The following is a 22,138-nucleotide window of genomic DNA, read 5'->3' on the forward strand; positions in this document are numbered from 1 at the left end:
CTGAGCAGGAGCCGCGTCGGCACCTGCTCATCCAATCATGCTTTCGGCAAAAGACCGGCCCTGCCGGCCTCGATGAAGGGCGCCCAATAGTCGACCGATTCGCGGATCATGGCGACGACCTGGTGGTCGACGGGCTCGCGTTCGCGGAACGACAATTCGAGGCAGATCTCATTGTCGACGCCGCCGCCACGGCGAACAGTGTCCAGCAGCTTTTCCGGCGTGATGCGGCCGTCCTTGTTGTAGGCGGCAATGAACGGCCAATGGCCACCCTTGTTCATTGAGGATTGCTTGACGTGGATGATCGGCGATTCCTTTGGAAAGGCTTCGGCCCAGGCATAGGGGTCGATGTCGTCCGGATTGCTCGACGTCACGTCGCCATGGTCGATATCGACCATCATCTTGAGCGGGATCGCCATGCCGGCCGCATCGATCTCGCTCTGCAGCGTCCGGCAGCTTTCGATCGTATGGCCGAACTCGCGGCCGACCGACATCGGCTCCCAGAACAGGTAGGTCAAGCCGGCCGCTTTGGCGTGCTCGGCGACCGCGCGCCAGCATTCCAGCGCGATCTCGAAAAGCCGCGCGCGACGCTCGGGATCGTCATAGTCACGATGAGTGAAGATCGCGAATTGCGTGCCCATGCCGCGGGCGCCGAGCTCGGCCGAAATTTCGGCAAAGGTCTTGAACCAGTCGACATAATAGCGCCGCACGTCGGCATCGGGATGGCCGAAATGATTGAGCCGGCCGTAGGGGCCGGTCATCGCGGAGGTCACACGCACGCCGGTGCGGTTGAGAGCGGAGCGGAACAGGCGGATGAATTTGGCGATCGTCGCCGCCGGCCAACCGGGATTGACGAATTCATGCGTGAGCTGCACGTCGCGGATGCCGATGTCGTAGGCGATCGCATCGATCAGATCGTCCGGTTCGGCGAAACGATTGACCAGCGGGTTGGTGTTGAGGGACAGCGTAAAGGCCATCAGCCTGCCTTCGCCAGCCGGCTCGAGCACCAGTCTTCGAAGGCGGTTCTTTCTGCGGCGGACAGATGCAGTCCGTGTTTGGTGCGCCGTTCGAGAATATCGGCGGCCGTCTCGGCCCATTCATGCTCGAACAGGTAATTGGCTTCGCGCTCGAATAAATCCTTGCCGAAGCGCCGCCCCAGTTCAGCGAGCGAACCGGCCGCGCCGACCAGATCACGCGTCCTTGTGCCGTAGAGCCGGCCATAATGCTTGACCAGCGAGGCCGGCATCCAGGGATATTCGTGGCCGAGGTCACCGAGGAACTGCTCGAAATCGGCATTGGCGATATCGCCGCCTGGCAGATGTCCTTTCGAGGTCCACGGCTTGCCCATCTTCGGGAAGAACGGGGCGATGCGGTCGAGCGCGTGCTCGGCCAGCTTGCGGAAGGTGGTGATCTTGCCACCGAAGACGGAAAGCAGCGGCGCCTGTCCCGCCGCCACGTCGAGCTCGAAAATATAGTCGCGGGTGACCGCGCTCGGATTGTCGGCATTGTCGTCATAAAGCGGCCTGACGCCGGAAAACGAGTAGACGACGTCGCTGCGCGCAAGCTGGCGCTTGAAGTAGCGGTTGACCACCTTAATCAGGTAGTCGACCTCGCTGGCGTCGGCGGTCACGTCTTCCGGCCGCCCGTCATAAGGAATGTCGGTGGTGCCGATCAGCGCCAGATCGTTCTGGTAGGGATTGATGAAGATCACGCGCTTGTCGCTGTTCTGGACGAGATAGGCTTGCCGGCCTTCCCAGAATTTCGGCACGACGATGTGGCTGCCCTTGACCAGGCGCACGTTGCGCCTGGAATTCTGGCCAGCCACGCGGTTGATGATATCATTGACCCAGGGTCCGGCGGCGTTGACCAGCGCCCGTGCCCGAACCGTGGTCCTGACGCCGGTTCGACCGTCCCGCATTTCCACCGACCACAGGCCGTTTTCGCGGCGGGCGGCGGTGCAGGCAGTGCGGGTGAATATCCTGGTCCCACGCTCCGCGGCGTCGAGCGCGTTGATGACGACCAGGCGGGCGTCGTCGACCCAGCAGTCGGAATATTCGAAGCCGCGTTTGAAGCTGTCCTTGATCGGCGCGCCCTCGGGTGCCGTGCGCAGGTCAAGCGTGCGAGTGGCCGGCAGCCGCTTGCGGCCGCCAAGATGGTCGTAGAGGAACAGGCCGAGCCGGACCAGCCAGGCCGGCCGATCATCCGGGCTGTGCGGCAGCACGAAGCGCATCGGCCAGATGATGTGCGGTGCGGATTCCAGCAGTACCTCGCGCTCGATCAGCGCCTCGCGCACCAGGCGGAACTCGTAGTATTCGAGATAGCGCAAACCGCCATGGACGAGCTTTCCTGATCTAGAACTGGTGCCTTCGGCGAGATCGTCTTTTTCGCAAAGAATGACCGACAGCCCCCGGCCTGCCGCGTCGCGCGCGATGCCGGCGCCATTGACGCCGCCGCCGATGACGAAGAGGTCGACGATTTCGCTGTCACCGCTCATCTCGCTCTATGCCCTGTCGTCAGCATGGATTGGCCGGAGGCAGACCGGCGATGAAGCGGCGCACTTCCTCGGCCGCCTGCTCGGCTGCGTAGGTCACGGTGCGTACCGACGCGCCGGCGATATGCGGCGTCAGCGTCACATTCGGGAGCTGCAGCAGCGGCCAGTCGACGGGCACCGGCTCGACGGCGAACGTCTCCAGCATGGCACTGCCGATCTGCCCCGAGACGAGCGCCTCGTAGAGCGCATCGTAGTCGACCAGCGGTCCGCGCGCGGTATTGACGAAGATCACGCCGGGCTTCATCCGGGCGATGGCGTCCTTGCCGATCAGGCCGCGCGTCTCCTCGGTGACCCGGGAATGCAGCGTGATCACGTCGGAGCGCGACAGGAGATCGTCCAGCGCAACCAGCTCGACGCCGGCATTGCGATCCTCGGCGCTCAATTGCACATAGGGATCGGAGACCAGGATGCGGCAGCCGAATGCACGCAGCAGCCGAACCAGCCTGGTGCCGATATTGCCATAGCCGATGACGCCGACGGTCATCTCGTTGAGCTCGCGGCCGGTGCGGTCGGCGCGGTAGAGATCGCCGCGCCACTCGCCCTTGCGCAAGGCTTCGTGGCCGACGCGGATCAGCCGCGTCTCGGCGAGAATGGCACCGATGGTGAACTCGGCCACCGCGCTGGCATTGCGACCGGGCACATTGACCACGGTGATGCCATGAGCCTTGGCGGCAGGCATGTCGATGTTGATCGGCCCGCCGCGCGACACCGCAACCAGCTTGAGCGTCGGCAGGCGCTGCATCATGGCTTCGGAGAGCGGCGCAAGCTGGGTGACGAAGATTTCGGCATCGCCGATGAAATCCACCACTTCGTCGGGATCGCCGAAATATTCCTTGATCTTGTCGAGGCCGAGCGCCGCATTGCCGAATTGCATCGGCTCGTCGGGCCAAGCGGTTTCAATGGTGCGGATGTCGAGATTGTCGCCGCAGGCCGCTTCGATTTTCTCGCGAAACACTTCCGGAAGCATGAAGCGGTCACCGATGATCGCAATTTTCTTGGGCATGCTCTTCTCAATTCACGTCAGTTTGCCTGGACGCGGCCATCGAACGCCAGACCGGCCGCAGCGCCTCATGCGCCAATGTGTAGGACGGAGCCATCGCCTCATAGGCAGCGGCAAGGTTACGATCGCTTGGCTCGGCCGCACGGAGCAAAGGTGTGACCCATTCACTGACGCAATCGTCCATCGATGCGTACTGGCCAACGCAAACCGCAGCAATCATCGCGGCGCCCGCAGCACCGGCCTCCTCGCGCTCGCTGGTGCGAATGTCGGCGCCGATCGCAGCACCCAGGATCTTGCGCAGAGCCGGGCTCCTGGCCGCTCCACCAGTCAGGCGGATTTCCTTGGGCAGCGGCCCCATGGCGGCGTAGCAATCGCGTGCCGCGAAAGCCAGCCCTTCGAACACCGCACGAACCATGTCGGCATAGCCGTGCCTGGACGAAATGCCGACGAAACCGGCCCTGGCATTGGCATCGACGAACGGGCCGCGCTCGCCCGCCTCGGAGACATAGGGCTGGTAGAGCAGCGAGCCTGGCTCGGACGACGATATCCACTGGTCGACCAGCGCGATCATCTCGCCATTGGTCCGCGTGATACCTTGCGAGGCGAGAATGCCGGAGGCGAGGCCGAGGACCCAGTCGATGTTGAGCGTTGCCGCCATGTTCGACTGCATCTGCGCAAAGACGCCCGGTGCCGGCATGGTCATCGTGTAGCCGGTTGCAGCTTCGTTGAGCAGAACCTCGTCCGGCGTCTCGGCAAGCCGCATATGCATTCCGGTGGAGCCGATTATCGAGCATCCCGGCTTGCGCTCGCGATCGAACAGGCCGGCGCCGAGCGCCGTGCAGGCGACATCGACATAGGCCAGAACGACCGGCGTGCCGGCAAGCAGGCCGGTCGCATCGGCTGCTGTCGCCGACAGTGCGGTGCTTTGCCTGGTGCCATCGACGATGGGCGGCAGCAGATGCCTGAGATCGGTGACGCCGAGCACCTCAAGAACATCGTCGCAATAGCTGCGCGTGCGGAAGTCGCCGAAGGTGAAGGTGCCTTCGGACGGGTCGGTGGCGCGTTGGCCGGTCAACTTGAAATAAAGCCAGTCCTTGCAGTGGAACGCCGTCGCTGCATTGGCAAGCATCGCGGGCATGTGGCGCTTCATGAAGACGAATTGCGACCCCTGCTGGCAGGCAGCGAGCCCGCTGCCGGTCTTTTCGAAGCGCAGCCGGTCTTCGGGCCGCGCGCGGATCTCCTCGACGACGGCGGCAGCGCGCGCGTCGAGCCACAGCCAGCCCTTGGCCACCGGCTCGCCGTCCTTGTCGATCAGCCAGGTGCCGTCGCCCTGCCCGGTCACGGCGATGGCAATGGTCCGGCTGGCGAGATCCGGCACCTTGTCGGCCAGTTGGCGCAAGGTCGTCGCGGTATCGGCCCAGGTGCGGACTAGGTCCTGCTCGGCGCCGCCACCCGGCAGTGTCTCGTATCTGTTCGGCAGCGCGGCTGCCGCGATCTGCCTGCCCGCCGTGTCGAAGGCGACGGATTTGATAACAGACGTGCCGGCGTCGATGCCGATCAGCACATCCCGCATCAGGCAAGCTCCGTGCCGTGCGAAATGGCGTCGCCGCTCGCCTGATCGAAGACGTGCAGGTTTTTTGGATCGATGCTGACCTTGATAGGCGCCCCGAGTTCCAGGCGAGTCCGGTCATGTTCGACCAGAACCAGCGAGCCGCCGGCGAAGTCGGCGGCGATATGGGTCTGGTCGCCGAGCCATTGATTGGCCGAAACCGTGGCCGGCACACCGTCCTTGGAGCGGCGGACGGCATAGGGCCTGACACCGATGACGACGCGTTGCCGGTTGAGCAATTCATCGCGAACTGGGCCGCTGAACGCGTCCTTGTCGTAGTCGAGCGAAAGCCCGTCGGGCAGCTTGAGACTGATCTTGTCGGCAGCCGTGCCGACATAGGCCTCGAAGACATTCATCGGCGGCTCGCCGACGAAGGTGCCGGTGAACAGGTTTGCCGGCCGTTCCTTGAGCCTGTCAGGCGTATCGAACTGCTGCAGCACGCCGCCCTCCATGACGGCGATGCGATCGGCCAGCGCATTGGCCTCGGTCTGGTCGTGCGTGACCAGGATCGCGGTCAGGCCACGCTCCTTGATGAAATGCTTGATGCGGCCGCGCAGCACGGCGCGAAGCTGCGGCTCGAGCTGGCCCATCGGCTCGTCCAGCAGATGCAGGTCGGCCTCGCGGATCAGCGCCCGGCCGAGGCTGGCGCGCTGCTGCTGGCCACCGGAGATCGAGCTCGGATAGCGCTCGAGAATGTCCTCGATCTCGAGCAGCTTGGCGATGTTGGCAACCTTTGCATCGACCGCACTCTTCGCCAGCCTGGCCGCCTTGAGGGCGAAGGCCATGTTCTCGCGCACGGTCAGGGGCGGATAGAGCGAATAGCCCTCGAAGGCCATTGCGACGTTGCGCCTGACCGGCGGCAACGTGTGCACCTTGCGGCCGGCAACCGCGATGGTGCCACGCGAGACCTCTTCGAAGCCTGCGATCATACGCAATGTCGAGGTCTTGCCGCAACCGGACGAGCCGAGCAGCGCCACGATCTCGCCCTTGGCGATTTCCATCGTCAGGTTCTTGACCGCATGCACACCGCGGTCGATCGGACCGTAGAACTTGTCGACGCCTGAGAGGGTGATTGCGCTTGGGCTCATGCCGCTTCTCCACTGCGCAAATTGACGACGTTTTTCGAGCCAATGCGCTCGCCGCTCGCGCGATCGAACAGCAGGGCGCTTTTGCTGTCGACGGCTATATGCGCCCTGCCCTCGGATTGGCCAGGTGTCCCGGACGGACGCGAGACCAAGATTTCACGGCCGCGCACGGTTCGCGCCAGGGTGACGATCTTCTCGTTGAGCGGCGTCTCAGCCTCGACCGTCACCGGGATGGCGCCGGGCGTGCCTTCATCAACAAACGCCAGAGCCTCCGGCCGCAGGCCGATCACGCAATCACGGCCGACCGCCGCCTCATGCGCGCCGGCAAGATGGACCTGGACGTTGGACAGGCCGACATAGATGCCCTTGGCGTCCCGCGACGGCTTGACGTCCAGAAGGTTGATGGTCGGGTCGCCGAACAGCCGGGCAATCTCGACATTGGCCGGCTCGCGATAGATCTGCTCGGGCGTGCCGAGCTGTTTGACGACGCCTTGCGACATCACCGCGATGCGGTCGCCGAGCGCCATCGCTTCCTTGTAGTCTTGGGTGACGTAGATGACGGTCGCGCCACGATCGGCGAGCAGCCTTGGCAGCTCGAGGCGCATTTCGAAGCGCAATTTGGCATCGACGTTGCGCAAGGGATCATCGAGCAGCAGCAGCGGCGGCGAGCCGACCAACGCGCGGGCAAGCGCGGTGCGTTGCTTCTGGCCGTTGGACAGCGCCCGCGGCTTGTGGCTGAGCACATGGCCGATTTTCAACAGCTTAGCGACGCTCTCGACGCCGGTCTTTATCGTGCCCTGCGATGAGTGCTTCGCCTGCAGAGGCGTGGCTATGTTGTCGAACGCCGTCATATGCGGGAACAGCGCGAAGTTCTGGAATGCCATGCCGACGCCGCGGAACTCGGCGTCGAGATCGGTCATGTCCTCGCCGCCGATGAGGATCTTTCCCTCGTCGGGGTCGATGACCCCGGCCACCAGCCGCAACAGCACCGTCTTGCCGGCGCCGGACGGTCCGAACAGGACCAGCGTTTCGCCGTCGGCGACGGTCAGCGACAGATTGTCGAGAACGGTCTGGCTTTTATAGCGCTTGACGATGTTTCGCAGTTCGAGGCTTGCCATCGGACTATCCTTTCACCGCGCCAAGCGACAGGCCTTCGACCAGATAGCGTTGCGCATAGAGAGCGAGCGCCAGGGTCGGCGTGATCGACAGCACGATCGCCGCCGAAATCTGGCCATACTGGATGCCGGAGGACGTGATGAAGGCGAGCGCGCCGACCGTCACCGGCTGCTTGTCGGCCGAGGCGAGCACCAGCGCAAAAACGAAATTGTTCCAGGCAAAGATAAAGGCGAGCAGGCCGGCAGCGGCAATGCCTGGGCCGGCGAGCGGCAGCGCGATCTTGCGGAAGGTAGCAAACCAGGAATGTCCGGCAATGCGGTAGGCGTATTCGATGTCGGCCGGTATATCCTCGAAATAGCCGCGCACGATCCACAGGATCAGCGGCAGGCAGATCAGCTGGTAGACCCAGATCAGCCCGATATAGGTATTGGCCAGCCCGAGCTTCTGGAAATAGAGGGTGAGCGGCAAAAGCACCAGCAGCGCCGGCGCGAAACGGAACGACAGCAGCGTGAAGGCAATGTCCTCCGAGCCGCGAAACTTATGCCGCGCAAACGCATAGGCGGCCGGCACGCCGAGCAGCAACGCGACGGCAACCGAGGTGACCGACAGGAAGACGGAATTCCAGAGATTGCGCATGAAGGCGATGTCGAGCGTGCCGGCCGCCGTCATCAGCTTGCCGGTGATCAAGGCGGTGTAGTTGGCGAGCGTCGGCTCGAAGACAAGCTGTGGCGGAATCCGCAGGATTGTCTCGTTGGTCTGGAATGACATCATCAGGATCCAGACGATCGGGAACATGAAGAAGATCACGACCAGCGCCAGGGCTATGCCGCGCAGGATGCGTTCGAGAAGGGAGGTATGTTCCATGCCAGCCTCCTATGCCTGGCCGCGGGCGCGTTCGCGCAGCCGCAGCCAGTTCTTGATGAAGATGTTCGAGAGGAAATAGGTGATCGCCCACAGGATGATCATCAGCGCCGCCGAGCGGCCGACATTGGTCGACTGGAAGAAGTTGAGATAGGCCTCGACCTGGAACACGGTCAGCGTGTCGCCCGGACCACCCTGGGTCATGGCGTAGATGATGTCGAACTGCTGGATGGAATCGAGCAGGCGGAACAATGTCGCCGTCAGGATATAGGGGGTTAGCATCGGCAGAGTGATGCGGAAGAACACGAAGCTGCGCGGCACGCCGTCAAGTGCTGCCGCCTCGAAGGGCTGCGTCGGCAGGCTGCGCAGACCGGCAAGCAGCAGGATCATGATGAAGGGCGTGTAGACCCAGATGTCGACAAGCACGACGGTGAGCAGTGCCGTCGAGGGCGACGAGGCCCAGCGGAAATCCTGCAGCCCGATCAGGCTGGCGAGATAGCTGAGCACGCCAAAGCCGGGATTGGTCATCAGCTTCCACATCAGCGCGGCGAGCGCTGGCGCCGTCATCAGCGGCATCAACAGCATGATCGAGATGAAGTTGTTCAGCGTCGAGCGCTTTTGCAGCAGCATGGCGATGCCGAGACCGAGAAGCAACTCGAGCACGACGGTGATGCCGGCGTAGAGCAGCGACACCTGCAGCGTGTTCCAGAACTTCGGGTCGGTGAAGAACGAGATATAGTTGTCGCCCCAGTTGAATTGCCGCGCCCAAGGCTGGCTCAATCGGTAGCGCTGGAAAGAATAGACCACCGATGTGAAGAACGGGATCAGGATGCCGATGCAGACCAGCAAGGCCGGCAAGCTAAGGAGATAGGGCAGCACCCGCTTGCTGATCCTGAAGCCCGACGGCCTGTTTCTTTGTATTGTCGCCGCAGTCATCTGCTGCTCCGTCATTCTGTTGCTTCGCCGTCCCGGCCGCCCAAGGGAGCAAGGCGGCCGGTCGGGCGAGCAGGCGGTACCGCTCGGCACCGCGTCGCAAACGTATCACATCTCAAAGGCTGACCCGCGGACGGGCCAGCCTTGGCCGCGGCTTTAGCCGAGCCCGGCTTCCTTGAGCTGGCTGTTGATGCTCTCGGCCAACTTGTCGAGGCCTTCGTCGACCGGCACTTCCTTGGCCACCATCTTCTGCAGCGTCGCCGCCCATTCGGTGGTGAGATCGAAGAACAGCGGCTGCGGTGTGAACTTGATGCTGGCGCCCGGCGCCGAGACGTCGAACATCTCGACATAGCCCGGATAGCTCTTGTTCAGCTTCTCGCGGAACATCTCGTCGTTCCAGACCGACTGACGCACCGGATTGACGAAGTCCATCTTGGTCGCACCGAACAATGCATGCTCGGGTCCGGATGCCCATTGCATGAAGTACCAGGTGGCGTCCTTGTCCTTGGAGAAGTTGGACATCGACAGCGACCAGATCCAGATATTGGGCGTCGGTGCCTTGGCGGCGGGATTGGCCTTGAACGCCGAGAAGGCGAGCTTGCCGGCCATCTTGTTGTCGCCGCCATTCATGAAGTAGCCGAGGATATCGGCGTCGAAAATCATCGCCGAAGCGCCTGCACCGAGATCGGTGCCGACCTGATACCAGGTGTAGGTCGACCAGTCCTTGGGGCCGCTCTCCTGGATCATCTGCACCCACTGCTTGTGGAAAGCCTTGGATTCGGCGGTGCTCATCGCGGCCGACAGCTTGCCGTCAGCCGAGACGTTCAGGTCCTTCTGGTCGAAATTAGCGTAAGCCGACAGGAAGCCCGGGTGGATCGTTGCCCAGGAGCGCGAGCCGCGCACGCCGATGCCGTAGACGCCGCCACCAACATCCTTGGTAAGCTTCGCCGCCGTAGCGACCATTTCATCCATATTGCCGGGAACGCTGACGCCGACCTTGTCGAACATGCCCTTGTTGTAGGTGATGTTGTTCTGCTCGAAGCCCCACGGAATGCACCATTGCTTGGCGTCTTCCGAACCGAGCGCGCCGCCCGGCTGGCCGTTCCAGGCGCAAGAATTCTTGACGCCGGGCAGGAAGTCGTCCCAGGCATATTTCGGGTTGGTCTTGGCCGGATCCTTGATCCATTCGTTGAGATCGGTGATCCAGCCGGCCGGGCCGTAGGTCCAAGTCATGTAGGCGCCGGTCATGAAGGCATCGTATTCGGGCGAGCTGGCCGACAGCGCGGCGGTAACCTTGTCGAAATAGACGTCTTCGGGGAACACGTCATAGACGACTTCCATGCCGGTCAGCTTCTTGAAGTTGTCGAGGTTGGCAATCATCGCATCGGCGTACGGATGCTTGTTGAGCAGCAGCTTGATGGTCTTGCCCTTATGCGCCTGCCAGTCGAAATCAGCTGCCAGGGCGCGGGTCTGCCCGAAATTGAGCAGTGTACCGGCGGTGCTGGCGGCAAGGCCCATTGCACCGAGGCCCTTGATCAGCCCACGGCGGCCGACTTGTCCACGCAGGAACGCGTCGATGAGGTCTTTCTCTTTCTCATGCATTTCTCTTCTCCTCCACAGGGTAGTTTCAACGAAATGGTTGCCGGCTACCCGACCGGCGTCTGTTCCACGAGCGATCGCGCCGTCCGCTCGTCGGTTATCAGGCCTTTGAGATAGCGGCCCTCCAGCACTGACTTGATGGCGCGAACCTTCACCTTGCCGCCGGCGACGGCGACAATCCTGCGGTTGCTGATGTCTTCGCGCGCCAGTGCCAGCGCCCGGTCGGAAAGCGTCGTCGCGACGGCCTTTCCGGCATCGTCGAAGAAATGGCCGAGCAGTTCGCCGACGCCGCCGTTGCGGCGGATCTCCTCCATCTCGCCCTTTTCGATCATGCCGGTGGCGACAAGCGAGGCCTCACGCTCGGCGGTGCCAATGCCGGCAATGAGCAAGTCGGCGGTCTTGGCGAGGTCGAAGACATCGCTGACGCCCTTCTGCCCGAGCAGCACCGTTCGATCCTCGACCGTGTTGGCGAACATCGGCACCGGCATCACATAGGCCTCCGCGCCGGTCCGTTCGGCGACGCGGTGGATGACGTCATGCGGATTGGCGGAGAACTTGCGCGTCAGGCCGCCAAGCAGCGAAACGAAACGGATCCTGCCGGCCGATATGCGCGGCAGATATTCGACGCAGGCGGCAAGCGTGCGGCCGTGGCCGACGCCTATCAGCGCCTCCTCGCCGCGTTCGATCTCGCGCTTGAGAAACTGCGCGCCGGCAATGCCGAGCGCCTTGAGCGGCAGGTCTTCGGCATCGAAGTCCGGGACCACCTCGCAATAGTCGAGGCCGTAACGGCCGGATAACTCGTCCTCGAGTTCCACGCATTCTGAGACTTCGCCATCGATATAGACTTTGACCAGGCCCTCCTGATTGGCCTTGGTGATGAGGCGGTGCGCCTTGAGGCTGGTCAGGCCGAGCCGCTTGGCGACTTCCGACTGGGTCAGGCCGCCGGCATAGTGAAGCCAGGCAGCGCGGGCTGCCATCCCGGTCTCATCGTCGCGCAGCAGGCCGTTGCCAAAACCAACCATTTCCGCCCTTTGATATTTTTATCAGTTGCTGTAAAATTTTTCACAAGGCGCCGTCCGAGTCAAGCAACCGCTGCGTTTAAATCTCCGTCCGGAAGCTTGCCGGCCCGGGGCCGAACAGGGCCGCGCGAACCAACGGGCAAGAAGCAACACCGATCGCGCGCATTTAAAACGTTTGCAATTTCGCTTGGACTGATTACAAACGTTTCAAACTTCGTTCGAGAGGAACGATGCCGGGCCGCGTTACCACCCTCAAGGAACTAGCCGCACAGCTCGGCCTGTCGATCACCACCGTTTCGCGCGCCCTTGCCGGCCACGAGCAGATCGCATTGAAAACGCGCCAACGTGTCACCGAGGCCGCGCGCCAGGCCGGCTATGTGCCGAACACGGCAGCCCGCACGCTAGTCTCCGGCCGCAGCGGTTTTGTCGGCATGGTGCTGCCGATCCGTGGCCCCAATCTGGTCGATTCCTTCCTCGGCGAATTCGTCACCGGGCTCGGCGAAGGGTTGGTTTCGCACGGCTCCGACCTGATCCTGGCCGCAGCGGCGCAGGGCCAGTCGGAACTTTCCGTGCTTCGCCATGTTGTCGAATCCGGACGCGCCGATGGGGTCGTCGTCACCCGCATCGCCGAGGTCGACGAGCGGCTTGCCTACCTGCGTCAACGCAATTTTCCGTTCGTCGCGCATGGCCGGCTGCTCGACGGTGACTTTGCCTATCATTGGCTCGATACCGATGGCGCGCACGCATTCGGCGAGGCCTTCGACATGCTCTACGATCTCGGACACCGCCATTTCGGCCTGGTGACGATTTCCGAGCCGATGACGTTTCGCCATCTCAGGCAGGATGGGCTCGCTGCCGCGATCGCCCGCCGAGGCGATCCGTCGGTCAGGCTCGATGTGGCGACGGCACCGCGGTTCGATCGCGGTGCCCGCATCCAGGCAATCAACCGGCTGCTGCACGCCACCGAGCGGCCGACGGCCATTGTCGCGCTGTTCGACGAGCTGGCGCTGACGGTGATGGAAGAGGCTGCCCGAGCCGGCCTTGCCATTCCTCGCGACCTTTCGGTGATCGGCTTCGACAACATAGCCGCCTCAGCCTATGCGCCGCCGGGGCTAACCACTTTCGACGCCTCGATCCGCCAGTGCGCGCGCGAGATCGGCGAGATGCTGCTGACCGTCATCGGCAACAGGCCGGACGCGCCACTGACGCGGCTGGTCCGGCCGACACTTGTCTCGCGGGCAAGCCATGGCCCGGCACCCACAAGACAGAACTGACGCCCGCTTCGCGGCGCAACCCAGGGAGGAAGATGACGATGAATGCTTTGCGGATATTGGCCGGCGCCGTGCTGGCGCTGTCGCTCGCTGCCGGCGCAGCGCAAGCCCAGCAGGTGTTGTTCTGGTCGACACAGGCGCGACCTGTGGAAGAGACGCAAAAAATGCGCGGCGAGGTGCTGAAGGGGTTTGATGGCCAGGTCGACTATCAGGTCGCCGAGGACGGGCCTTGGCTCACCCGCCTTCAGGCCGAACTGCAGGCCGGCTCCGGCACCATAGGCGTGCTCGGCGGCCTGCACGGAGACTTCTCCACCGTCGGCGCGGACCTTGTCGATCTCTCTGGCGTCGATCTCGGTGGCGTCAAGGTCAACGAGACCTACAAGAAGCTCGGCATGCTCGGCACCGGCGAGCAGAAGTACCTGCCATGGATGCAGGCCACCTTTCTGATGGCGGCCAGCAAGCAGGCGCTGCAATATCTGCCGGCCGGCACCGATCTCAACACCATCACTTATGACCAACTGATCGAGTGGGCGAAAAACATCGCTGAAAAGACCGGTTCGCCCAAATTCGGTTTTCCGGCCGGCCCGAAAGGGCTGAAGCACCGTTTCTTCGAGGGTTTTCTCCTTCCATCGTATACCGGCTCGATGGTGACCAAGTTCCGCTCGGCGGAGGCCGAGACGGCGTGGAACAAGTTCAAGGAATTGTGGCAATACACCAACCCGAATTCGACCAACTATGCCTTCATGCAGGAGCCGCTGTTGACCGGCGAAGTCTGGGTGGCATTCGATCACGTGGCGCGCCTCGCCGACGCCTTCAACCAGAAACCCGATGACTTCGTCGCCTTCCCGGCGCCGGCCGGCCCGGCAGGCCGCGGCTACATGCCGGTGGTCGCCGGCGTCGCTATCCCGAAGACCTCGCCCGACATGGACAAGGCCAAGGCACTGGTCGCCTATATGCTGAAACCGGAAACCCAGATCGCGACGCTCAAGGCGACAAACTTCTTCCCCATCGTCGACGTCAAGCTGCCCGACGACATGCCGGCCTCGGTGAAGGCCTTCAGCCCAGTGATCGCCACCATGACCGGAGCCCCGGATGCGCTGCCGGCGCTGCTGCCGATGGGACTTGGCGGCCTCGGCGGCAAGTTCAATCAGATCTACACCGACAGCTTCGAGCGCATCGTGCTCGGCGGCGAGGATGTGCACGGCGTGCTCGACGAACAGGCGACGGCGCTGAAGGCGATCATCGACCAGGCGAAAGCGCCGTGCTGGGCGCCCGACAAACCATCGCAAGGCGCCTGTCCCGTCGATTAAGAATCCTCCCCGGGCGTCCGGATTTCCAGCGCGCCGGGCGCCCACCCCTTTTGAAGCTTCGAATAGAGAGAGCTCCATGCACGGCAAGGCCCTGCCCTATCTGCTGCTGACGCCGGCGACGCTGTTCCTTTGCGTCTTCTTCCTCTATCCGTTTGCGCTGGTCGCCTTCGAGGCGTTCACCCGCGACGGCGGCTTTACGCTCGACAATTTCCGCACCATGACCAGCAGCTGGAAATTTCCGGTCACGGTTCGCAACACGCTGCTTCTCAGCGCCGTCGTCGTGCCCATCCAGCTGGTCATGGCGCTGCTGATGGCAACGATGGTGTCGCGACTTGCGGCCGGGCGCAGCGCCGCGCTTTATATCTTCGCTATTCCGCTCGGCATCTCCGATCTCGCCGCTGGGCTGATCTGGCTCGCCATCTTCGACCAGTCCGGCTTCCTCAACACCTTGCTCTCCAATCTCGGCGTCATCGACAGGCCGGTCATGTTCCTCGGCTACCAGAGCAAGCTGACGATCTTCATCGCCGTGGCGCTGGCCGAGATCTGGCGTGCGACCGCCATCATGATGGTCATTCTGGTCGCCGGCATGGGGCTCATCCCCCGGGAATATTACGAGGCGGCGGAGGTTTTTGGCGCTAGTCCGTGGAAGCGCTTCATCAAGATCACGCTGCCTCTGCTGCGCCCCAGCCTGCAGACGGCGATCATCCTGCGCGTCATCCTTGCCTTTGAGGTCTTTGCGGTGGTTGCAGCACTCGGCGGCACCAATCTGCCGGTGCTGATGGGCGAGACCTACAATTGGCAGTTCACGCTGCAGGACCGCAATGTCGCCGCCGCCATGGCGCTGTTCATCCTCGCCATATCGATCGGTTTCACGCTGTTCTTCCTGCGGGTGCTGCGTGTGCCGAAGGAGGCGCGGATATGAGCACGGTGGAGCTGTCGATCGCCGCGCCTGAGGCCCGCAAAGCCGGCAACTGGTTGCTGGTCGCCACCGTCATCCTGCTTTGCATCTGGGTGCTGCTGCCGATCTATCTGTTGATCGTCAACGCGCTGTCGTCGCCGGAAGAGGTGACCGCCTTTCCCAAGCGCTTCTTCCCGTCATTCGATTTCGGCAGCCTTTCTTTCTTCATCAATTTCGCCGGCGTCGCCAGGGCGCTGTGGAACTCCGTTCTCGTCGCCACGCTGACGATGCTCCTCTCGATCGGCTTCGGCGCACCCGCGGGCTACGCGCTGTCGCGCTTCGAATTCCCGGGCAAGGAAACGTTCCGTTTCCTCGTGCTGATGACCCGCGCCTTCCCACTGCCGCTGCTGGCGCTACCGCTGGCGGTGATGTTCATCCGCACCGGCCTCGACGACACCGCGATCGGGCTGGCGCTGGTCCACACCACGCTGGCGCTGCCATTCGCGGTGCTGATCACGTTCTCGCTCTTCTCCGGCATTCCAGTCGAGCTGGAGGAAGCGGCCTGGACGCTCGGCTGCACGAGATTGCAGGCATTCCGAAAAATCATTCTACCGCTGGCGCTGCCGGGCATCGCGGCGTCGGCGGTATTTGCCTTCACCATCTCCTGGAACGAAGTGTTTGCCGCCGCCGTGGTCACCATCGAGAACCGGACGCTGACCGCCTTCCTGCTGCAGAGCCTCGGCGAATCGCCGCTCTACCTCAAATTCGCCGGTGGCGCGGCACTGGTCATCCCGGCGCTGATCTTCATCTTCGCCGTTCGCAAATATCTGTTCGCCATGTGGGGGATCGCCAACCGATGACGCGCACAAAAGAGAACGCCGATGGCTGAGATCGCCATCAAGCAGGTCGCAAAACGTTTCGGTGGCTTCACCGCGCTGCATTCGATCGACCTGACCATCGCCGACCAGGAATTCATGGTGCTGCTTGGCGCCTCGGGTTGCGGCAAGACCACGCTGCTGAGGATGGTCGCCGGGCTGGAAACGCCAAGCCAGGGCGAGGTCTGGATCGGCGGCCGTCGCGTCGACCATCTGCCGCCGCGCGAACGCGGCATCGCCATGGTGTTCCAGAATTACGCCGTGTTTCCGCACCTGACCGTGTTCGAGAACATCGCCTTCGGCCTGCGCATGAAGAAGCTGCCGCAGCAGGAGGTCGAGGGGCGCGTCAACCGCACCGCGGAGCTCATGCACATCGAGCAGCTTTTGAAGCGCTATTCGGGCCAGCTTTCCGGCGGCCAGCGCCAGCGCGTGGCAGTCGCTCGGGCACTTGCGATGGAGCCGGACGTGATCCTGATGGACGAGCCGCTGTCGAACCTCGATGCGCTGCTGCGGCTCGAAATGCGCGCCGAGCTCAAGGGCGTGCTCGCCGCGTCCAAGACCACCACCATCTATGTCACTCACGATCAGGTCGAGGCGATGAGCCTCGCCGACCGCATCGCCGTCATGCATCAGGGCCATATCGTCCAGGCCGCCTCGCCGGTAGAGGTCTATCGCAATCCGGCCGCACGCTTCGTCGGCTCCTTCATCGGCAACCCGCCGATGAATTTCATCCTGGCGACGAAGGCGGCAGACGGCAGCTGGACCGTCGCCGGGCTGACGCTGCCCGGCCCCAAATCGGACAAGCAGACGATAGAATTCGCCATTCGCCCCGAGGATGTCGACACCGGCACCGAAGGGCTGCACGCCACCGTGCGCGTTGTCGAGCCGCTCGGACCGCACACGCTGGTCACCTGCGATGTCGAGGGCGGCCTGTTCCGCGCCATCCTCGAATCGAATGCCACGGTCGCCGTCGGCGATCACCTGCGGCTCTTGCCCAAACCCGACCGCATCCGCTGGTTCGACCCCGAAACCACCAACGCGCTTTGATCCAAACGCCCTTCGATCCTGAAAGTACGACCGCCCCCATGATATCTCTTGCTGTCGACGAAACCATCGCCCGCGCCGTAGAGGTGCTCAGGGAAAACGACCAAGGCACCTACACCATACCGACCAAGGGCCTCTACCCGTTCCAGTGGAACTGGGATTCCTGCCTGACCGCGCTCGGTCTTGCCCACTACGATGAGGCTCGAGCCTGGACCGAGATCGACACGCTGTTCGCCCACCAGTGGCCGGACGGCATGGTACCGCACATCGTCTTCCATGTCTGGAGCGACGGCTATTTCCCGGGACCGGAGGTCTGGCGGACGGACCGCCCGACCGCCACCTCGGGCATCACCCAGCCGGCGGTCGCCGGCTTTGCCGTGCGCCGCTTGTTTGACCAGGCCAAGGACAAGACGCTGGCGGCCGAGCGTGCCCGGGTGTTGCTGCCGAAAATCGATGCCTGGCACCGCTGGTTCTACGAAAACCGCGACCCGAACGGCGAAGGGCTGGTCGCCATAATCCACCCATGGGAGTCCGGTCGCGACAACTCGATCGACTGGGACGAGGCGTTTGAGCACGTGCCGACCGAAGGCGTCGAGCCCTACACCCGCCGCGACATCCTGCACGCCGATCCGGCGCATCGTCCAACCAAGGCACAGTATGACCGCTATATCTGGCTGCTGCAGCATTTCCGCGGGCTTGGCTGGGATAATGCCAGGCTGCACGATGCCTCGCCGTTCCAGGTCGTCGATCCCGGCTTCAATGCCATTCTGATCCGTTCCGCCGCCGATCTTGCCGATCTCGCCGAGGCACTTGGCGAAACCGAAATCGCAAAAGCCAACCGCGCCCGTGCCGAAAACGGGCTTTCAACGATGGAACGGCTGTGGAGCGACACACATAGCCAGTACATTTGTTTCGACCGAGTGGCCGGAAAGCACGTTGACAGCGCGTCGGTCGGCGGCATTCTGCCGGTGTTTTCGGCTATTCCGGAAAGCCGGGCAGCGGCCATCGCCGCAACGATCGAGCGCATCGCCGGCAAAGCGCGTTACATCGTCCCCTCGCACGATCCTGGCGATGCGCGCTTCGACGCCAAGCGCTACTGGCGCGGCCCGGTCTGGCTGGTGGTCAACTACATGATCGCTAATGGCCTTGCCGCCGCCGGCCACAGCCAAATCGCACAACGGATCACCCAGTCCAGTCTCGACCTGATCGCCGAGAGCGGCTTTGCCGAATATTACGATCCCCTCAGCGGCGAGCCGCTCGGCGGTAACCGTTTCACCTGGACCGCGGCAATGGTGATCGAGTTTTTGAAGGGTCGAGGCTGAAGGCCGGCCACGACTGGCAGTCCCGCGTGGGTTTGACAAACAGCAGTCCGTGTCTATCGTCTGCCTGTTACAGGAGCGGCGCATGACGACACCATCCGTGAGCGCTCTGTCCCCACTGACCGGCGAACTCCTGTCGCGGCTGGAGAAGCGGCTGGACCGGTCGGCGATCGTTTCGGCCGATGAGGCCGGGCCGCGTTACAGGGAAGACCCCGACGGCAAAGCCGGCGTATCGCCGGAGTTCGTGCTGCGTCCACGTACGGCCGGCGAGGTGTCGGACATACTTCGCCTGTGCAACGAGGCCGGACAGAGGCTTGTCATCCAGGGTGGCCGGACCGGGCTCGCCGGCGGCGCTCGCGTCCAACCCGGCGAAGCGGTGCTGTCGCTGGAGTGTATGACTTCCGTTGAAGCCCTCGACCGTGAAGCGGCGACCATCATCGCCGAGGCCGGCGCGCCGCTGCAAACGGTGCAGGAAGCCGCCGATGCGGCCGGCTTACAGTTCGGCGTCGACATCGGAGCGCGCGGCGCGGCGACCGTCGGCGGTAATGTCGCCACCAATGCCGGCGGCATCCGCGTGCTGCGCTACGGCATGTACCGGGCGCAGGTGCTTGGCCTGGAAGCGGTGCTTGCCGACGGCGGCATCCTGACCTCGCTCAAGGGTTTGGCGAAGGACAATTCCGGCTATGACCTCAGCCAATTGTTCATCGGCAGTGAGGGCACGCTCGGCGTGGTCACCCGCGCATGCCTGCGGCTGCACCCGAAGCCGGCCACCGAGATCAACGCCTTCTGCGCGCTTGCTTCGCTCGACGCTGCAATCGCGCTGCTGGCGCTGCTCAGGCAGAAACTCGGGCCCTCGCTCTCGGCCTATGAGGTGAATTTCGCCCCGCTCTATGGCGCCATGATCGCCGGCATGGACGCGCCGGCGCCGCTGCCCGCGGGCTCGCCCGTCTATGTGCTTGCCGAGATACAGGGCAGCGAGCCCGACCGCGACGGCGAACGCTTTGCCGCGACGCTGATGCAGGCGGTCGAGGAGGGCGTGATCGACGACGTGGTCGTCTCGCAATCGCCGCGCGAATTCCGGGCGCTCTGGGCGGTGCGGGAGGAGGCCAACCGTTTCCTGTTTTCGATGGCAGGCCTGATTGGCGTCGATATCAGCATCCCACTGGCGAGAATGGCGACTTTCCTGGACGAAACAGAAGCCGCCATCAAGGCCGTCGACCCCGGCGCCGACATCTACGTCTTCGGCCATCTCGGCGATGGCAATCTGCATTACCAGATCCGCACGGTGGATCCGGCAGCCGCATACGGCACCGTCTACCGCGGTGTGGCCGCCGCCGGCGGCGGCGTTTCGGCCGAACATGGCATCGGCCTTGACAAGAAGGAGTGGCTGCATCTGGTGCGCAGCGATGCAGAGATTGCGGCCATGCGGCGCCTGAAAGCAGCCTTCGACCCGAACAACATCCTCAATGCCGGGCGCATCTTCGACCTTGCGACGGGCTGAAATCGAAGGCCGGTAGCGCTGGCCGGGTGCTGCCTCTATCTGGTCACGCCTTTCAATTTCGCATGCACCACCGCGATGCGGGCGGCGAGCGCGGCGTTGTTGCGGACCAGCGCGATGTTGGCCTTCAGGCTGCGGCCTTGCGAAAGCTCGTTGATGCGGGCGAGCAGAAACGGCGTCAGTTCCTTGCGCCCGATGCCGCGCTGCTCCGCTTCGGCTACCGCCGCTGCGATCGTGCCGTCGATGAATGCCGGATCGAGCGCGTCCGCTTCGGGGATAGGGTTGGCGACGAGAATGCCGGTGCCGGATTCCATCTCGTCATGCAGCAGCATGGCTCGCGCGATCTCGTCGGGGGTATCGAGGCGATGATCGGCCTTGAGCCCGCTGGAGCGGGTGTAGAAAGCCGGAAAATCATCACTCCCATAGGCGATCACCGGCACACGCTGGGTTTCCAGATATTCCAGCGTCTTCGCAATATCGAGGATCGACTTGACTCCGGCGCAGACGACAGTCGTGCCGGTTTGGCCGAGTTCGGTCAGGTCGGCCGAGATGTCGAAAGTCGCTTCGGCGCCGCGATGCACGCCGCCGACGCCGCCGGTCGCAAAAATGCCGATGCCGGCGAGTGCCGCGATCCGCATCGTCGCCGAGACGGTGGTTCCGGCCGAGCCGCCGTGCACCATGATGGCGGCGAGATCGCGCCCGGAAGCCTTGACCACGCCCTTTGCCGCTGCCAGCTCTTCCAGTTCACGGTCGTCGAGGCCAACCTTGATCTTGCCGGCGACCACCGCGATCGTGGCGGGCACAGCGCCGTTTTCACGCACCACGGTCTCGACACCACGAGCAGTCTCCAGATTGGCCGGATAGGGCATGCCGTGGGTGATGATCGTCGATTCCAGCGCCACCACCGCGCGGCCTTTATCAAGCGCAGCAGCGACTTCATCGTTCAAGTGGACAAGGGAAGGTTTCATATCATCTCGCTTTCAGGCAGGAATGCGGTACGTGCCGGCGGCAAGGAAGCGCGGCGACAGATCGGGGTGGACGCTCGATTCGCTCTCGGTGGTCAGCGTGGCGAGCAGCGCGCCGGTGCGCGCGGCATGAGCGACCGGATCACCCGAAAGCACCTTGTACAAAGTGCCAGCGATCATCGCGTCACCGGCGCCGGTGATGTCGACGGCCTGCGCCGGGACGGAGCGCATCGTCGTAACACCGCTCTCGGTCGCAACGGCAAATCCATGCGCGCCTGCGGTTACGATCACCGTGCTGGCGCCGGCCGCGCGCAGCGCTGCTGCTGCTTCCTTCGGCGTTAGCCGCTTGTCGGCATCCGTCATGCCGAGCATCGTATTGGCCTCGTCATGGTTGGTGAACAGAAGGTCGATGCCGGTCAGATCCTTAGGCAGGCGCGCTGATTTCGGCGACGAGACTGTGTCGACGGCGAGCTTGAAGCGCGCGCCCTGCTTGCGCGAGATCAGTGCTGCGATGGTCGAAGCCGGCAGATTGCAGTCGATGAACACCCATGTCGCCGAAGCCAGATGCGGCCAGAAGCGGTCGAGATAGGACGACGAAAACAGATCGAAGATCTCCATGTCGGCAATGCCGAGCACCAGATCATTGTTGCGGTCGAGGATGGCGGCATATTCCGCCGTCGGCCGTTCCGTGGTGGTGATGACCTGGCTGACATCGGCGCCAAGATCGCGCAGGTGCCGCACCAGCGAGCGGCCGGTTTCATCGTCGCCGACGATCGAGACGAAGCTTATGTCGACGCCGAGGCGGGCAAGGTTTTCGGCTACGTTGCGGGCGACCCCTCCGAAGCTGCGATAACCGTCGACCGGGTTCGACGTCTCGAAAATCAGATCCTTCTTGGCGTGGTATTTGCGGTCGAGCACCGCGCCGCCGACGCAGACCATGCGCTTGGACGTCGGCAAGACGTAACCACGGCCGAGAATATAGCCCTTGTTGACGAGTTGCACGATGTGGGCCGCGACCGTCGAGCGGGCGATGCCGAGCGCCGTTGCTATGTCCTGCTGGCCGGCGAATGGGTTCGCCGCAATGAGGTCGAGAACCGCTTGTTCCTGTGCTCCAAGGTCGTCCATTGTCCCACCCGGCCGTCAAATTCGAGGCTGAACGCTTCGCAACAACAGATGACATTGTCAACA

19 protein-coding genes are annotated in these 22,138 nt (G+C 63.5%); 7 read left to right on the plus strand and 12 right to left on the minus strand.

Translation table 11 applies throughout. The features are described from left to right. Positions 1-35: 35 nt before the first annotated feature. The 10 genes from NKH43_RS00450 to NKH43_RS00495 form a co-directional block, all read right to left on the minus strand. Positions 36-974, minus strand: a complete 939-nt coding sequence (locus NKH43_RS00450) for a sugar phosphate isomerase/epimerase family protein (protein ID WP_023716731.1) — start codon at positions 972-974, stop codon at positions 36-38. Continuing rightward, positions 974-2,491 carry a glycerol-3-phosphate dehydrogenase gene (locus tag NKH43_RS00455; protein ID WP_023716730.1) on the minus strand — a complete coding sequence of 506 codons (1,518 nt, stop codon included), beginning with the start codon at positions 2,489-2,491 and terminating at the stop codon, positions 974-976. Before NKH43_RS00455 ends, NKH43_RS00450 begins: the two co-directional genes overlap by 1 nt. A gap of 19 nt (positions 2,492-2,510) precedes the next feature. Beyond that, positions 2,511-3,551 (minus strand): 2-hydroxyacid dehydrogenase, encoded by a 1,041-nt coding sequence (locus NKH43_RS00460; RefSeq protein WP_352856070.1) that lies wholly within the window; start codon positions 3,549-3,551, stop codon positions 2,511-2,513. 7 nt (positions 3,552-3,558) lie between these two features. Continuing rightward, complete coding sequence (locus tag NKH43_RS00465; protein WP_352856073.1) at positions 3,559-5,121, minus strand: FGGY-family carbohydrate kinase; 1,563 nt, start codon at positions 5,119-5,121, stop codon at positions 3,559-3,561. Further along, the gene (locus NKH43_RS00470; protein WP_023716727.1) at positions 5,121-6,245 is read right to left on the minus strand and encodes an ABC transporter ATP-binding protein; all 1,125 of its coding nucleotides are present in this window, start codon (positions 6,243-6,245) and stop codon (positions 5,121-5,123) included. The genes NKH43_RS00465 and NKH43_RS00470 overlap by 1 nt, the downstream gene beginning before the upstream one ends. Beyond that, the gene (locus NKH43_RS00475; protein ID WP_023716726.1) at positions 6,242-7,360 is read right to left on the minus strand and encodes an ABC transporter ATP-binding protein; all 1,119 of its coding nucleotides are present in this window, start codon (positions 7,358-7,360) and stop codon (positions 6,242-6,244) included. Before NKH43_RS00475 ends, NKH43_RS00470 begins: the two co-directional genes overlap by 4 nt. 4 nt (positions 7,361-7,364) lie before the next feature. Further along, positions 7,365-8,222, minus strand: coding sequence for a carbohydrate ABC transporter permease (locus NKH43_RS00480; protein ID WP_023676025.1), 858 nt, complete (start codon positions 8,220-8,222; stop codon positions 7,365-7,367). Positions 8,223-8,231: 9 nt separating this feature from the next. After that, entirely contained in the window at positions 8,232-9,155 is a 924-nt protein-coding gene (locus tag NKH43_RS00485) for a carbohydrate ABC transporter permease (protein WP_023716724.1), read from the minus strand. A 153-nt stretch (positions 9,156-9,308) separates the two neighbouring features. After that, the gene (locus NKH43_RS00490; RefSeq protein ID WP_023716723.1) at positions 9,309-10,754 is read right to left on the minus strand and encodes an ABC transporter substrate-binding protein; all 1,446 of its coding nucleotides are present in this window, start codon (positions 10,752-10,754) and stop codon (positions 9,309-9,311) included. A 44-nt stretch (positions 10,755-10,798) separates the two neighbouring features. Then, a complete protein-coding gene (locus NKH43_RS00495) occupies positions 10,799-11,773 on the minus strand; it encodes a sugar-binding transcriptional regulator (RefSeq protein ID WP_023716722.1) in 975 nt (324 codons plus the stop codon). 227 nt (positions 11,774-12,000) lie between these two features. Here NKH43_RS00495 and NKH43_RS00500 point away from each other — a divergent pair, with 227 nt between their 5' ends. The 7 genes from NKH43_RS00500 (at position 12,001) to NKH43_RS00530 (ending at position 19,988) form a co-directional block, all read left to right on the plus strand. Then, positions 12,001-13,044, plus strand: a complete 1,044-nt coding sequence (locus NKH43_RS00500) for a LacI family DNA-binding transcriptional regulator (RefSeq protein ID WP_023716721.1) — start codon at positions 12,001-12,003, stop codon at positions 13,042-13,044. A 38-nt stretch (positions 13,045-13,082) separates the two neighbouring features. Next, positions 13,083-14,351: an ABC transporter substrate-binding protein gene (locus tag NKH43_RS00505; protein ID WP_031193325.1), complete on the plus strand. Its 1,269-nt coding sequence runs from the start codon at positions 13,083-13,085 to the stop codon at positions 14,349-14,351. A gap of 76 nt (positions 14,352-14,427) precedes the next feature. After that, positions 14,428-15,273: a carbohydrate ABC transporter permease gene (locus NKH43_RS00510; RefSeq protein ID WP_023716719.1), complete on the plus strand. Its 846-nt coding sequence runs from the start codon at positions 14,428-14,430 to the stop codon at positions 15,271-15,273. Then, on the plus strand, positions 15,270-16,109 hold the full coding sequence (locus NKH43_RS00515) for a carbohydrate ABC transporter permease (protein ID WP_352482712.1): 840 nt from the start codon (positions 15,270-15,272) through the stop codon (positions 16,107-16,109). The genes NKH43_RS00510 and NKH43_RS00515 overlap by 4 nt, the downstream gene beginning before the upstream one ends. 21 nt (positions 16,110-16,130) lie before the next feature. Continuing rightward, positions 16,131-17,171 (plus strand): ABC transporter ATP-binding protein, encoded by a 1,041-nt coding sequence (locus NKH43_RS00520; protein ID WP_352482714.1) that lies wholly within the window; start codon positions 16,131-16,133, stop codon positions 17,169-17,171. 38 nt (positions 17,172-17,209) lie between these two features. Beyond that, positions 17,210-18,490, plus strand: coding sequence for an amylo-alpha-1,6-glucosidase (locus tag NKH43_RS00525; RefSeq protein WP_023716716.1), 1,281 nt, complete (start codon positions 17,210-17,212; stop codon positions 18,488-18,490). Between the two features lie 82 nt (positions 18,491-18,572). After that, positions 18,573-19,988, plus strand: a complete 1,416-nt coding sequence (locus NKH43_RS00530; RefSeq protein WP_352856078.1) for an FAD-binding oxidoreductase — start codon at positions 18,573-18,575, stop codon at positions 19,986-19,988. A 35-nt stretch (positions 19,989-20,023) separates the two neighbouring features. On the opposite strand, the gene NKH43_RS00535 is transcribed toward NKH43_RS00530, so the two are convergent. Then, positions 20,024-20,953, minus strand: a complete 930-nt coding sequence (locus NKH43_RS00535; protein WP_352494031.1) for a pseudouridine-5'-phosphate glycosidase — start codon at positions 20,951-20,953, stop codon at positions 20,024-20,026. Between the two features lie 12 nt (positions 20,954-20,965). After that, on the minus strand, positions 20,966-22,075 hold the full coding sequence (locus NKH43_RS00540) for a carbohydrate kinase (RefSeq protein ID WP_352856081.1): 1,110 nt from the start codon (positions 22,073-22,075) through the stop codon (positions 20,966-20,968). Between the last annotated feature and the right edge of the window lie 63 nt (positions 22,076-22,138).

It is taken from the genome of Mesorhizobium sp. M1163 (genome assembly GCF_040318415.1).
Taxonomy (GTDB): Bacteria; Pseudomonadota; Alphaproteobacteria; order Rhizobiales; family Rhizobiaceae; genus Mesorhizobium.

Coding starts and splice junctions, on each gene's coding strand:
- NKH43_RS00540 (WP_352856081.1), bottom strand. CDS start 22,075: ATGGACGACCTTGGAGCACAGGAACAAGCGGTTCTCGACCTCATTGCG.
- NKH43_RS00510 (WP_023716719.1), top strand. CDS start 14,428: ATGCACGGCAAGGCCCTGCCCTATCTGCTGCTGACGCCGGCGACGCTG.
- NKH43_RS00505 (WP_031193325.1), top strand. CDS start 13,083: ATGAATGCTTTGCGGATATTGGCCGGCGCCGTGCTGGCGCTGTCGCTC.
- NKH43_RS00525 (WP_023716716.1), top strand. CDS start 17,210: ATGATATCTCTTGCTGTCGACGAAACCATCGCCCGCGCCGTAGAGGTG.
- NKH43_RS00455 (WP_023716730.1), bottom strand. CDS start 2,491: ATGAGCGGTGACAGCGAAATCGTCGACCTCTTCGTCATCGGCGGCGGC.
- NKH43_RS00480 (WP_023676025.1), bottom strand. CDS start 8,222: ATGGAACATACCTCCCTTCTCGAACGCATCCTGCGCGGCATAGCCCTG.
- NKH43_RS00490 (WP_023716723.1), bottom strand. CDS start 10,754: ATGCATGAGAAAGAGAAAGACCTCATCGACGCGTTCCTGCGTGGACAA.
- NKH43_RS00495 (WP_023716722.1), bottom strand. CDS start 11,773: ATGGTTGGTTTTGGCAACGGCCTGCTGCGCGACGATGAGACCGGGATG.
- NKH43_RS00460 (WP_352856070.1), bottom strand. CDS start 3,551: ATGCCCAAGAAAATTGCGATCATCGGTGACCGCTTCATGCTTCCGGAA.
- NKH43_RS00465 (WP_352856073.1), bottom strand. CDS start 5,121: ATGCGGGATGTGCTGATCGGCATCGACGCCGGCACGTCTGTTATCAAA.
- NKH43_RS00530 (WP_352856078.1), top strand. CDS start 18,573: ATGACGACACCATCCGTGAGCGCTCTGTCCCCACTGACCGGCGAACTC.
- NKH43_RS00535 (WP_352494031.1), bottom strand. CDS start 20,953: ATGAAACCTTCCCTTGTCCACTTGAACGATGAAGTCGCTGCTGCGCTT.
- NKH43_RS00450 (WP_023716731.1), bottom strand. CDS start 974: ATGGCCTTTACGCTGTCCCTCAACACCAACCCGCTGGTCAATCGTTTC.
- NKH43_RS00520 (WP_352482714.1), top strand. CDS start 16,131: ATGGCTGAGATCGCCATCAAGCAGGTCGCAAAACGTTTCGGTGGCTTC.
- NKH43_RS00500 (WP_023716721.1), top strand. CDS start 12,001: ATGCCGGGCCGCGTTACCACCCTCAAGGAACTAGCCGCACAGCTCGGC.
- NKH43_RS00485 (WP_023716724.1), bottom strand. CDS start 9,155: ATGACTGCGGCGACAATACAAAGAAACAGGCCGTCGGGCTTCAGGATC.
- NKH43_RS00475 (WP_023716726.1), bottom strand. CDS start 7,360: ATGGCAAGCCTCGAACTGCGAAACATCGTCAAGCGCTATAAAAGCCAG.
- NKH43_RS00470 (WP_023716727.1), bottom strand. CDS start 6,245: ATGAGCCCAAGCGCAATCACCCTCTCAGGCGTCGACAAGTTCTACGGT.
- NKH43_RS00515 (WP_352482712.1), top strand. CDS start 15,270: ATGAGCACGGTGGAGCTGTCGATCGCCGCGCCTGAGGCCCGCAAAGCC.